The organism is Propionibacterium acidifaciens DSM 21887 (genome assembly GCF_000426605.1).
In the GTDB taxonomy this organism is placed as follows: domain Bacteria; phylum Actinomycetota; class Actinomycetes; order Propionibacteriales; family Propionibacteriaceae; genus Propionibacterium; species Propionibacterium acidifaciens.
Genome location: NZ_AUFR01000014.1, coordinates 1 through 12,767 on the forward strand (window position 1 = coordinate 1; position 12,767 = coordinate 12,767).

The 12,767-nt window shown below is 74.8% G+C and carries 8 protein-coding genes; 1 reads left to right on the plus strand and 7 read right to left on the minus strand.

Annotation, left to right across the window (positions count from 1 at the left end; translation table 11 throughout):
• Window positions 1-154: 154 nt before the first annotated feature.
• The 4 genes from tmk to K336_RS0106375 all read right to left on the minus strand — a co-directional run bounded on the left by tmk (window position 155) and on the right by K336_RS0106375 (window position 7,179).
• Complete coding sequence (tmk, locus tag K336_RS0106360; RefSeq protein WP_028706577.1) at window positions 155-808, minus strand: dTMP kinase; 654 nt, start codon at window positions 806-808, stop codon at window positions 155-157.
• Window positions 805-2,226, minus strand: coding sequence for a hypothetical protein (locus K336_RS0106365; protein ID WP_028706578.1), 1,422 nt, complete (start codon window positions 2,224-2,226; stop codon window positions 805-807). The genes tmk and K336_RS0106365 overlap by 4 nt, the downstream gene beginning before the upstream one ends.
• 125 nt (window positions 2,227-2,351) lie before the next feature.
• On the minus strand, window positions 2,352-5,174 hold the full coding sequence (topA, locus tag K336_RS14945) for a type I DNA topoisomerase (protein ID WP_021796668.1): 2,823 nt from the start codon (window positions 5,172-5,174) through the stop codon (window positions 2,352-2,354).
• Between the two features lie 409 nt (window positions 5,175-5,583).
• Window positions 5,584-7,179, minus strand: coding sequence for a DUF7059 domain-containing protein (locus K336_RS0106375; protein WP_028706579.1), 1,596 nt, complete (start codon window positions 7,177-7,179; stop codon window positions 5,584-5,586).
• A gap of 762 nt (window positions 7,180-7,941) precedes the next feature.
• On the opposite strand from K336_RS0106375, the gene K336_RS0106380 reads away from it, so the two are divergent.
• Window positions 7,942-10,491, plus strand: a complete 2,550-nt coding sequence (locus tag K336_RS0106380) for a DEAD/DEAH box helicase (RefSeq protein ID WP_028706580.1) — start codon at window positions 7,942-7,944, stop codon at window positions 10,489-10,491.
• Between the two features lie 294 nt (window positions 10,492-10,785).
• On the opposite strand, the gene K336_RS16930 is transcribed toward K336_RS0106380, so the two are convergent.
• The 3 genes from K336_RS16930 to K336_RS14955 all read right to left on the minus strand — a co-directional run bounded on the left by K336_RS16930 (window position 10,786) and on the right by K336_RS14955 (window position 12,383).
• Window positions 10,786-11,379, minus strand: a complete 594-nt coding sequence (locus K336_RS16930) for an Rv3654c family TadE-like protein (protein WP_021798562.1) — start codon at window positions 11,377-11,379, stop codon at window positions 10,786-10,788.
• On the minus strand, window positions 11,376-11,819 hold the full coding sequence (locus K336_RS0106390; protein WP_021798556.1) for a TadE family type IV pilus minor pilin: 444 nt from the start codon (window positions 11,817-11,819) through the stop codon (window positions 11,376-11,378). Before K336_RS0106390 ends, K336_RS16930 begins: the two co-directional genes overlap by 4 nt.
• A gap of 258 nt (window positions 11,820-12,077) precedes the next feature.
• On the minus strand, window positions 12,078-12,383 hold the full coding sequence (locus K336_RS14955; protein WP_021798555.1) for a DUF4244 domain-containing protein: 306 nt from the start codon (window positions 12,381-12,383) through the stop codon (window positions 12,078-12,080).
• Window positions 12,384-12,767 lie beyond the last annotated feature (384 nt).

Below are 12,767 nucleotides of genomic sequence, written 5' to 3' on the forward strand. Positions count from 1 at the left end.
CACGCCATGGCCGGCCACATGCGCACCGGGCTGACCGGCGAGGCCCCCACCCGTGGTCACCAGGGTCCGCCCACCGGTCCGGGGCGCCACGGTGTCCCCGTTCCGACCACCCGACCCGCCGGACGGGCAGCGATTGCGGGCTCCTCCTGGGCGGTCACCCCCGCAGCCCCTCGATGCCGAGCCCGGTCAGCCGGTGGCGGATCAACCGGGCCAGGTGCTCGCGGCCGGTGCGGGCCGGCAGCACCAGGTAGCGCTCGGGCGCCCGGGCGGCGAGGTCGAGGAAGCCCTGGCGCACCCGCGCGTGGAAGCCATCGCCCGCCTGCTCGAGGCGGTCCCTGCCGCGCTTGACGCCGACGGCCCGCGCCGGGTCCATGTCGAGCAGCACCGTGAGATCGGGGACGAGCCCGCCCGTGGCCCACGCGCCGATGGCGGCGACGTCCTCGACGTCGAGCACCCGCCCGGCGCCCTGGTAGGCGAGCATCGAGTCAAGGTAGCGGTCGCAGATGACCACCGCCCCGCGGTCGAGGGCCGGACGCACCACCTGGTGCAGGTGCTGGGCCTTGTCGGCGGCGTACAGGAGGACCTCGGCGCGCGGTGCCACATCGCCCGTGGCGGGGTCGAGCAGCAGCCCGCGCAGCGCCTCGCCGAGTCGTGTGCCGCCGGGCTCGTGGGTCACGACGTGCTCGACGCCGGCCTCGGCCAGGGCGCGGGCGGCGAGGCGCACCTGGGTGGACTTGCCGACCCCGTCGCCGCCCTCGAAGACGACGAGCCTGCCCGCACGGGAGCGCCCGGATGCCGCCACGGTCAGCCCTGCCGTCCGAGCTCGGTGAGGGCCTCCACGACGCGCGCCGGGCCGGGCCGGGGCCGGGAGCCCCCGGAGGCCCTCGGCAGGTCGTCGCGCAGGCCCGGCCAGTCCCCGACGAAGGCGGCGCGGGCGGCCGAGGCCCGGGCGCAGGCGCGCTCGGCGGCGCGTCCGGCGCGGTAGGCCTGCTCCGGCGTCATCGCGGCGAGCCCCTCCGGCTCGGGCTCGGGCCCCTGGGCCGCCGCGAGGCCCCGCACGATTCGCTCGAGCAGCCTGGCGGTGCGCTTGGCCTTGCGGATGGCTGGTCGGCCGGCGCGGACGAGGGCGAGCGCCCGCTCGGCGCTGGCCAGCGCCTGGGCCCACGTCGCGTCGTCGTCGGGATGACCGACCGCGAAGTCGGCACCGGCGCGCAGACCGGCGAGCTCGGTGCCCAGCCTGGCCCCGAGGGCCTCATCGGCCCGCTCGGCGGCGGCATCGTCGACGCGCGGGATGCGCACCGCCAGCTCGAGTGCGTCGAGCAGCTCGTCGTACTCGTCCATCCTCCGGACGGCCCCGGGCGCAGCGGCCTCGAGAACGTCCAGCCGGCCGAGCTGGTCGGCGCGCCAGGCCGGGTCGGCGACGCCGCGCAGGACGTCGAGCTCGCCGCGGAAGCCGCGCAGGGCCCCGGCCAGGGCGTCCGGGTCGTCGGTCCCGCCGCTGCGCAGTTCGAGATCGGCGCCGACGATCGCGTGGAAGCGCCGGGCCAGCAGCCAGGACAGGAAACCGGCCGTCGTCGGGTCCGCCGGCCGCCCGCCGATGGGAGCGGGGGCCGGGGCGAGCTCGCCGACGCGGGCGAAGAGGCCCTTGAACCCGTCGACCCGCACCGCACCGATCTGGGCCATCTGCTCGGCGACGAAGGCCCGCTGCTGGGCGCTGAGACGGGCCACGTCGACGGTGGACTCGCGGAAACGGCCCGTGGCGATGCCGCCGCGGCGCACGGTGACGCGGTCGTCGGTGAGCACGGCGAGGATCCCGCCGGACTCGTCGAGGATCCCGTAGCGGGCGCGCGCCCGGGTGCAGCCGATGACCGGGCCCAGGCGCGCCCGGCGGCGGAAGGGCGCGACGAGATCGGCGACCTCGTCGGGCAGCTCCGAGTCGCCGTCGGAGGCGATCGGCCCCGACCGTCCGTCGGGCAGCCAGGGCCCCCACGCGGGCGCCCGGACGAACCACTCCCCCGATCCCCCGACGACGCGTTGGGCGACCATGACGCCGGCGTGGAGCAGGCGCTCGGTCGGCGTGTCGAGGACGGTCAGCCGCACCTGCCCGGCATCGGGGTCGTCGAGGAGGACGACCCGGTCGAGGTCGAGCGCGGTGCTCGTGAGCTCGGGCGCCTGCACGTGCCAGGGCGTCTCGAAGAACCAGTTCCTGCTCTCATGTGCGCTCATGCCCGCTCCTCGGATCGGTGTTCGGGTCCTGCCCGCCGGCCCCTGCCGCGGTCAGGAGGAGAGTCTCGACTGCCAGTCCTACCACGAAGGCCGTCCCCGCCCCGCCCCGCAGGCGGGAGGAGGGCCTACTCGGTCGCCCTCGCCGTGCTCCCGGCGGCCGTTCCGGGCCTCTCCCCGGCCCGGGCGTCCGACGCACTCCCGGCTGCGGAACCGGCCGCCCCCTTCGGGCCGGCGGCCCCGGAGGCCTTGGCTGTCCTCTTCGTCGTGGCCTTCTTCGTCTTCGCAGTGGCCCTCTTCGCCGTCCCGCGCGAGCCGCGCCGCTTCGGGGCGGGCCCCTTGGCGCGCTTGGCGGCGAGCAGCTCGGCCGCGCGCTCCAGCGTCACGGCCTCGACGGAGTCGGTCCTGGGCAGCGTGGCGTTCGTCTCGCCGTCGGTGACGTACGGGCCGAAGCGGCCGTCCTTGACGACGACCGGCCTGCCGTTGGCCGGGTCGGCGCCGAGCTCCCTGAGCGGGGCCGCCGCGGCGCGGCCGCGGCGCTTCGGCTGGGAGAAGAGCTCCTCGGCCTGTTCGAACGTCGTGGTGAAGATGGCCTCCTCGCTGGGCAGCGAGCGGGTGTCGGTGCCGCGCTTGAGGTACGGGCCGTAGCGGCCGTTCTGCGCGGTGATGACGTCCTCGCCCTCGCCGCCGACGACGCGCGGCAGGGACAGCAGCCGCAGGGCGTCGTCGAGGGTGACCGAGGCCGGGTCCATCGAGCGGAAGAGGCTCGCCGTGCGCGGCTTCGCCCTCTTCGAGCCCTTGGCCGGCGCCTCGTCCTCGGGCAGGACCTCCGTGACGTAGGGGCCGAAGCGGCCGTTCCTCACGACGATGGCCACGTGGGTCTGCGGATCGAGGCCCAGCTCGCGGTCGCCGCCGCCGGCCCTGGCCAGCAGCTCACGGGCCGCCTCGACGGTCAGCTCGTCGGGGGGCATGTCCTCCGGCACGTTGGCGCGGTGCGCATCCTCGTCCTCGACGTAGGTGCCGTAGCGGCCGACCCGCACGTCGACGCCCGAGTCGAGGTCGCCGAGGTGGAAGGTGGACAGGGCCCTCGCGTCGATGTCGCCGAGGGCCCTGGTCAGCTCGTGCAGGCCCTCGCGCGCGGACCGGCCGGACGCCTGCCCGTCCTGCGGACCGAAGTAGAAGTCGCGCAGCACCTCGAGCCGGTCGACCTGGCCCTTGGCGATCGAGTCGAGCTGCTCCTCGAGGTCGGCCGTGAAGTCGTAGTCGACGAGCGCGGTGAAGTGCTCCTCGAGCAGGCGGGTCACGGCGAACGCCAGCCAGGTCGGCACGAGCGCGGCGCCCCTCTTGAAGACGTAGTCGCGACTCGTGATCGTGCGGATGATCGACGCATAGGTCGACGGGCGGCCGATGTCGAGCTCCTCGAGCTTGGCGACGAGGCTCGGCTCGGTGAAGCGCGCCGGGGGCTTCGTCGCGTGCCCCTCGGCGGCGACCCGGACCGGGTCGAGCGGCTGGTCGGGGGACAGCCGCGGCAGCCTGGTCGTCCGCTCGGCCGGGTCGTCGGTGGACTCGACGTAGGCCTTGAGGAAGCCGGGGAAGGTGATGGTGCGGCCGGAGGCGGCGAACCGTGCGGTGCGCACGGCGCCGGCCCGCTCGCCGAGGTCGACGCGCTGGGGGCAGGAGGCCTCGATGCGCACGATCATCTGCTGGCCGGTGGCGTCGGCCATCTGGGAGGCGACGGTGCGCTGCCAGACGAGCTCGTAGAGGCGGAACTGGTCGCCGCTCAGCCCGGACTGGGCCGGGGTGCGGAAGCTCGCGCCGGCCGGACGGATGGCCTCGTGGGCCTCCTGGGCGTTCTTGACCTTGCTGGCGTAGATGCGCGGCCGGTCGGGCAGGTAGTCGGCACCGTAGAGCGAGCGCACGGCGTCGCGCGCGGCGTCGACGGCCTGGTCAGACAGCGTGACCGAGTCGGTGCGCATGTAGGTGATCCAGCCGCCCTCGTAGAGCTCCTGGGCGATGCGCATCGTGCGGTCGGTGGTGAAACCGAGTTTGCGGCCCGCCTCCTGCTGCAGGGTCGTGGTGCGGAAGGGCGCCGCCGGACGGCGGGTGTAGGGCTTGGCCTCGACGCCGGCGACGGAGAACGGGGCCTTCTCCAGGGCCGCGGCGAGCACGGCCGCCGCGGCCTCGTCGAGGACGACGACGTCGCCCTTGACCCTGCCGAGGGAGTCGAAGCTCGCGCCCTGGGCGATGCGGCGGTCGTCCAGACCGACCAGTCGGGCGGTGAACTCGCGCGGGGAGGCCTCGGCCCCGGCGTCGAGGGTCGCCTCGAGGTCCCAGTAGGAGGCGGCACGGAAGGCCATGCGCTCGCGCTCCCGGTCGACGATGAGACGGGTGGCGACGGACTGCACGCGGCCGGCGGACAGGCGCGGCATGACCTTCTTCCACAGCACGGGGCTGACCTCGTAGCCGTAGAGACGGTCGAGGATCCGGCGGGTCTCCTGGGCCTGGACGAGGTCCTCGTCCAGCTCGCGGGGGTGGGCCACGGCCTCCTGGATGGCGTCCCGGGTGATCTCGTGGAAGACCATGCGCCTGACCGGCACCGTGGGCTTCAGCTCCTGGAGCAGGTGCCATGCGATGGCCTCGCCCTCGCGGTCACCATCGGTGGCCAGGTAGAGCTCGTCGGAGTCCTTGAGATCGGTCTTGAGCTTGCGGATCGTGGCCTTCTTGTCGGCGCTGACCACGTAGATCGGGGTGAAGTCGGCGTCGACGTTGACCCCGGTGCGCGCCCACGGCTGGCCCTTGTACCTGGCCGGCACCTCGGCGGCGCTGGTGGGGAGGTCGCGCACGTGCCCGCGGCTCGACTCGACGACGTAGCCGGGGCCGAGGTAACCGGCGATCTTCGTCGCCTTCGTGGGGGACTCGACGATGACGAGCCGGCGCGGTGTGTCTGCCACAGTGATCCTTCGTGTGCCTTCGTCCTTGGACGGCCCCGGGACGGGCCGATGACCGTTCGCCCGGGTGGACGGACGCCAAGATCGTAGCGCTCACCGGACCGGCGCCCGTCGTACCGAACGGGCACGGGGTCGATCCTCACCGGCCCCGTGTGGGGCTCACCATAGCCTCGCCGGACGCCGACGGCGAACCGCGCGCCGGGAGAATGTGGGTGCGTCGGCCGTGTCGGCCCACGCGTCGTGAGGCTCGGGGAACCGCACGCCCGGGAGCGGGCGCCGAGGGGCCGTCTGGCAGCCAGAGCCCTGGGGCGTCGAACCGCGTGCCCGAGGACGGATGATGCGGAGGCGCCTCCGCTCGCGGGACCGGGCGCGGATCGCGCCCGGGAGCGGGCCGTGGCGGCGGGACCGATCATCAGGCGGGCGGGGCATCGGACGGGCGGACGGTGATGAAGCCGTCGACGAGGGCGTCGCGCAGTCTCGGGGCGAGTCGGGCGCGCAGCGCGGCGGGGTCGTCGCCGAGCAGTTCGGCGACCGCGTCGACGATCCGGCCCAGCGGGAGCTCGCCGTCGCAGGCGCCGAGCACGCCGCCCAGCGCCGTGTCCACCTCGATCGCCCTTCGCAGCCCGGTGGTCCGGCGCAGGACGACATGGCTCGGGTCGGCGGCTCCGGGCGCGCCCGTGGTCTCCTGGACGACGTCGGGGTCGAGCGTGCAGCGGGTGGCGAGGAGCGCGTCGTCGTCCAGGGAGCGGGCGTCGAGGGTCCGCCACCCGGATGACAGGGCGGGCCCGACGGGTCGGCCGATGTCGTAGGGCCATTCCTCGATGCGGATCCGGGGCCGGGCGGCCCCGGAGTTGCGCAGCATGATCCACCCCATGCCGACGCCGGTGATGCCCAGCCTCTCGAAGTAGTCGAGCCACCGGCGGTAGCGGGGGCCCCATTCGTCGCTGCCGGCCAGGCCGGCGTCGGTGAGCCACATCTCGATGTACTCGTAGACGTCGAGTCTCTCGCGCTGGATCACCCACAGATCGCAGCCGGTGCCGGCCGCCCATCCGGACAGGCGGTCCTGCCAGCGCGCGCCGCCTCCGTCGGCCCAGTTGGCGAGCACTTGGAGCAGGCCGCCGCCGGTCAGGTGCCGCGGCCCCCGCCGGACGACCCTCTCGACGAGGCCGTCGCCGGCGAAGGGCCCCTCGCGGTAGACGAGGCGCTCGGCGCCGTCGTCGGGCGGGCTCATGACGTAGGGCGGGTTCGTGACGATGAGGTCGAAGCGTTCGCCGTCGACGGGCTCGTAGAGGCTGCCCTCGCGCAGCCCGACCCGGTCGATGCCGTTGAGAGCCATGGTGAGCCCGGCGAGCTCGCAGGCCCGCGGGTTGAGGTCGGTGGCGACGACACGGCCGGCGTGGCGGGCCAGGTGCAGGCTCTGCACGCCGCATCCGGTTCCGAGGTCGAGGGCCGTGCCCACCCGGTCGGGGACGGTCAGCCGTGACAGCGAGGTGGACGCCGGGCTGACGCCGAGCACGTAGTCGGGACGGGTGGGCGTGACGATCCCGTCCAGCCCCGGGACGGGATCGGCGGCGACCCAGCCCGACCAGGAGCCGTCGGCGTCCTCGAAGCCGTAGGGGCGGATGTCGACGGCCGCCCTGACGCGGGGGCCGCCCGGGGCGGGCCCCGTCGGAAGGGGGTCGCCGGCCGGCGGCGCCGCCCCCGGCACGGGGAACGCCGCGGGCCCCGACTCCCGAAGAACGCCCTCGTCGATCAGGGACCGGAGCAGTCGGGCGCCGAGCACCCGCTCGACCGGTCCGCGCAGCAGGGTCTGCTGCAGGGGGAAGAGGCGGATGAGGATGGCCTGAGCGTCGTCGGCGGCGCCGAGGACGTGCAGCGCGGGGATCGTCGCATTGCGCGCGAGCCCCTCGCTGCCGGAGGGGCCGAGCCGCTCGAGCACGGCGTCGACGGTATACCCGGCGTCGACGAGGACGGCGCGGAGCGCGCCGACGGCCTGACTGCTGAGCATGGCCCCACTGTGGCACACGGGGGCGGCAGGTGGGGCGCCGTCCGGCCGGGCCGCCGACGACGGGTCCGGCAGGGCGCCCGGAGTCCGGGCGAGGACGAAGGGCGCCCGCTCCGCAAGATGCGCGGACGACGAGGACGCCCGCGGCAGGGCGTCCGGGGCCCGATCCGATGCGGCGTCCGACCGGACGCGGCGGGCCCGCCGGCGGCACCACGAGGATGAGTCCCATAGCGTGGTGGCATTCCCGTGGCAATGTGCTCGGGCTGTTGAGGTCTTGGGTGGGTCATCGTGGGATCTGTCCGGATTCCGCCAGAAGCTCCAAGGATCCCACGATGACCCACAACCAGTCTGCCCTGTCCGCGCTCGTGCAGGAGATGGTGGACGCCACGAGGACCGGGCGACGAGCGGCCGATGCGCGGCGGGCACTACGCGGACGTGCAGTGGGGCCCGCGCGCAGTGGACCTCCGTCCAGCAGCTCGACGACTCGGACGTCGAGCTCGTGGGGGCCGCGCGCAGTGGACCTCCCAGGCCGAGCTCCATGGCCCGCTGGGTTGGCATGCGGGCCCGCGCGCGCAGTAGACCTCCGCTCGGCCCGGTGTCGGCGGTGGCGGTCACGGCTGCAGGCCCGCGCGCAGTGGACCTCCAGTCGGCAGCCGGCGGCGGGCACGAGAGGCGCTGCCGGATCTTCTCACGGCCGGCGTGGAGATGTGGACCTCCAGTCGGCAGCCGGCGGCGGGCACGAGGCCTGCGGGCACAATGGGCTTCATGGCAGTCCCCGAGTGGTTGAGCGAGCATCCCAGCGCGATCCACATCGACCACCGCGACGCCACCGGGGGCAGGCGCGGGCAGTGGCCGGCGTGGTTCTCCCCGCACCACCGCGAGGGCCTGGTCGCCCACGGCATCGAAACCCCCTGGGAGCACCAAGTACGAGTCGCGGAGCTCATGCACGCCAGACGTCACGTGGCGGTCTCCACGCCGACCGCCTCGGGCAAGACGCTGGCCTATCTGCTGGCGATCATCGCCGACACGGCCCCGGCCGGAGTTCCGACGAACTCCGCCACGGCCGGGGCTCCGCCGGACGGCGCACCGCAGAAAGCCGTCGGGAACGGAATCCCGACGGACGGCCCCTCCGGGAGGGCCGCGCCGGGCAGCGCCCCGGGCGGGACCGGCGCCCCCATGGGCCCCGCACGGCCCGGGGCCGAGGCCGGGGCGGGCGCAGACGCCCCGCACCCGTCCGGCGGGCCCCCGCACCTCTCGGAGGGACGCCGTCCTCCCCCGGACGGTCTCCCCCGGTTCCCGGGCGGGCCCCCAGGCCGCCCCCGGGCGGGGCGCGCCGCGACAGCGTCGTCGGCCAGTGCGCTGCTGGGCATCCACCGCGAACCGACGGCCCTCTACCTCGCGCCGACGAAGGCGCTCGCGCACGACCAGCGTCGCGTGGCGCGCGAACTCGGCCCGAAGGGCTGGCCGATCGTCGCCCTGGACGGCGATTCCGACGCGGCGACAAGGCGTTTCGCTCGCGAGCACGCGCGCCTCGTGCTGACCAACCCGGACATGCTCCATCATGCGGTCCTCCCCCGGCACGCCCGATGGGCCCGCCTGCTCGGCGGGCTGCGCCACGTCGTGATCGACGAGGGGCACCGCTACCGCGGCGTCTTCGGCGCGCAGGTGGCCTGCGTCATCCGGCGGCTGCGCAGGCTGTGCCGGGCCTACGGCTCCGATCCGGTGTTCGTCATCGCCTCCGCGACATCCGCCTCGCCCGGCGAGTCGGCGGCGCGCCTCATCGGCGAGCCCGAACCGATCGACGAGGTGACGCTGGACACGGCACCGCACCCGGCCCGCGACGTGGTGCTGTGGCGGCCCGAGGGCGACCCCGGCACCGACACCGCGGCCCTCCTCGCGAGGCTCGTCGACGACGGCAGGCAGACGATCGCCTTCGTGCCGAGCCGCGCCCAGTCCGAGCTGGTGGCGGAAGGGGCGGGGCGCAGCCTGCGCACCGACCGCCGCGTCCTCGCCTACCGGGCGGGGTATCTTGCCGGTGACCGGCGCGAGATCGAGCACGCCCTCACGACCGGCGGACTGGCCGGGGTGGCCGCCACGAACGCCCTTGAGCTGGGCATGGACATCTCGGGCATGGACGCCGTGCTCATCTGCGGTTTCCCCGGCACACTGGCCTCGCTGTGGCAGCAGGCCGGGCGCGCCGGGCGGGCCGATCGCGACGCCCTCGTCGTGGTGCTGGCCAACCAGAACCCGCTGGACGCCTACCTGTTCGCGCACCCCGAGCTCATCTTCGACGCCCCCGTGGAGCGCACGGTACTCAGCCCGGACAATCCGTACGTGCTCGGCCCGCACCTGGCGGCCGCCGCCCAGGAGATGCCGCTCCAGCCGGACGATGCGCGCTGGTTCGGCCCAGGAATGGCCGCGCTGGCCGATCAGCTCGCCTCGGCCGGGCTGCTGCGCCGCCGCCGGACCGGATGGTTCTGGCCGAGGCCGGAACGGGCGGTGGACGCCATCGACCTGCGCGGTCTGGAAGGCGGGCCGCTGGACATCGTCGAGACGGAGTCGGGGCGCGTCCTCGGCCAAGTGGATCTGGAGGCCGCTGACCGCAGCGTCTTCCCCGGCGCCGTGTACCTCCAGCAGGGCGAGCAGTACGTGGTGGACCGCTTCGCTCCGGAGCGCCGCGAGGCGCTCGTGCGCAGGCAGCGCCCCGGCTATCACACGCAGCCGCTGTCAACGACGCAGGCGCGCATCCTCCACGAGGACGCCGGTCGGCGCTTCGGCGCGACGCAGGTGCGCACCGGCGACGTCGAGCTCGTCACGCAGGTGATCGGCTACCTGCGTCGGGACGAGAGGACCGGCCAGGTGTGGGACGAGAATCCGCTCGAGCTGGACGAGCACCGCATGGTGACGAAGGCGGTGTGGTGGACGGTGCCGCAGGAGGTGGCCGACCGTCTGGGCCTCTCGGCGGTCAGGCTGGGCAGTGCCGCGCATGCGGTGGAGCACACGGCGATCGGCCTGCTGCCGGCCTTCGCCCCATGCGACCGCTGGGACATCGGCGGGGTGTCGATGGTGATGCACCCGGACACCGAGCTGTGCACGATCATCGTCCACGACGGGGTGGCGGGCGGCGCCGGCTTCGCGGCGCGCGGCTACGAGATGGCCGATGAATGGGGGCGGGCGACGCTGGAGCGGCTGCGCACCTGCGCCTGCTTCGACGGCTGCCCGGCGTGCGTCGTCTCGCCGAAGTGCGGCAACGCCAATCAACACCTCGACAAGGAGGCGGCCGCACAGCTGCTCGCCGCTCTCATCGGCGACTGAGCCGGCTGGGACGACTGCCGCGGCGTCTCCGGCGCCGGGCGTCGTTCCATCGCCCGCCGCCGCGTCGGCAGCTGGACCGCCGACCGGGACCGCTCCCGTGGCCGAACCGGTGACCGGGCGCCGGACGACCGCCGCCCAGCGGAGTCCCGCGCACCGGACGGCCACGCCGATGACAGGACCCGGCCCGGTGAGCGGGCCCACGCCGATGAGAAGGCTCATGCCGCCGGCCAAGGCCGCTCCCATGACCGGACCGGTGACCGGGCGCCGACCCGTCGCCTCCCCCGGGCAGTGCGGCTAGCCATCGGGGCCGTCCTCGTCCTGGGCCGACTCCGGGACGTTCGGGCCGGCCCGCCGGGCGGCCGGATCCTCGTCGGGGACGAGGAAGCCGGCATGGGCCCGTTCGTTCACCCGGGAGGGAGCCCCCGCCAGCGCCGGCCGGAGCTCGACCGACACCTCGACGTGGACGATGTACTCCCCGCCGCCGGCGCTCACGTCGCAGTCGGCGAGTTCACCGCCGTTGCGCTGAGCGTACTCACGGGCGGCGTCGCAGGCCGATGCGCCCTTCTCGTGGGCGTGCGCCCCGGCGAGGGCCGCCAAGTCGGCGGCTTGCCTGGCGCGCTGGTCGCTGGCGATCCAGCCCGACAGGACAAGCACCCAGAAGGCGGTGACGCACAGGACGACGATGATCGAGGCGGACAGCGCGGTGCCCGAGCCCCGCTCGTCGTCGCCGAGGACGGGCCGGACGGCGCGTTCGGGCGGGACCCCGCCTGAACGGGTCGGACCATGGCGACGGACCAGACCGGATCGACGGGCCGGACCGCCGGACCGGACCGGGGTGGCGGGCCGCGTCGCACGGGCCGCGTCGGGCCCGTCCGTCCGCGCGGTCATGGCCGCTGCTCCCTCGCGTGGGGCTCCTCGGTGACGGTGGCCCGACCACTGACCCGAACCGGCCCGAGGCGACCCCACCGCAGTTCATCGGTGACACTCACTCGGACGACCCCGTCGTCGACGTCGGTGAGGACCTCGCTGCCGGGCGGCACCGAGGCGCGGGCGCGCTCGGCGGCGGCCTCGTCGCCCCGGGCGAGCTGCCGAGCGATGGCGACCGCGGAGTCCTGGCAGCGCATCTGGGCACCGACGACGCCGATGACCCAGCACAGGCATGAGGCCATGAGCGCGGCCGAGAGGATCGAGACGGCCAGCTCGACGGTGACCATGCCGCGCTCGGCGCCTCGCCGGGCGCTCCGGGCGCTCCGGGCGCGCCGGATGCTGAGGTCGGGGAAGCACCGGTCGTGGGAGCAGCGACTTGGAATGGTGCGGATGACGCGCATCGTTCTGTCCTTCTGAATGGTTGGGACGGTCCGACTGGACGTCGCCGGACCGCGCGAGGACCCCGGCGGTGGGGCTGGGCCGGCCGAAGGGGACGAGCCGAGCGGGATGACGAGCCGGACGGGACCGACGGATGGGCGAGCCAGGCCCGAACGGAACAGGCCGGGCGAAGTCGGCCTCGAACGGGGTGGGCCCGCCGGGCCCGCCCGGACGATGGCGCGCCGGAGGGGGTGGGCCCGGCGCGCCACCGGGCGATGCGGTCAGGAACCGATCATCGGGGCGACCTTGTCGATGAGGTCGAGCACGAACTTGAGCATCTTCTGGAAGAACTGGTTGTCGGTGAAGATGTGCAGCAGGACGAGGGCGAGGGCCACCGCGGCGAGGATGCCGACGGCGTACTCGGCCGTCGCCATGCCACGCTCGTAGGCCCGGCGCAGCCGACCGGACCGCGGGCGCTCTGCGGCGACCGGAACATCGACGAACTCGGGAACGCCCTGGTCGTCGGCCGGATCGGGATCGGGCTCGACGACGTCATGCGGGTGCAGGGGGATGATCTGCGCGGTCATGGTGATTCCTTTCTGCGGCGAGGCCCGTGCGGGCCCCGCGGTCTGCGCCGGGCCCGCGGGCGGGCCGGCCGAATCGCCTTCGGCCCCATCGCCTCAGGCACCCGCAGTGTGTGCGTCGACCGGCCGGGCAGATCAGGCGGACAACATCGGCGCTGAACGGACAACACCCTGTGCGGCTCGTGACCCCACGAGGCCCGAGCCTGCCGGACCCGGTGGACGTGCACGCCGGGCCCGGCGCAGCACTGCGCGAGACTCGAGCCCGCGGGCCCTGGTTCCGCGGGCGGCGGCACGGGGGCGCGTCCGGGGTGTCTGACCCGCCCCTCGGGCCCTGGCCCCGCGGGCGGCGGCCACGTCGTCGACACGCGAGCGGAGCCCCTCCGCCCC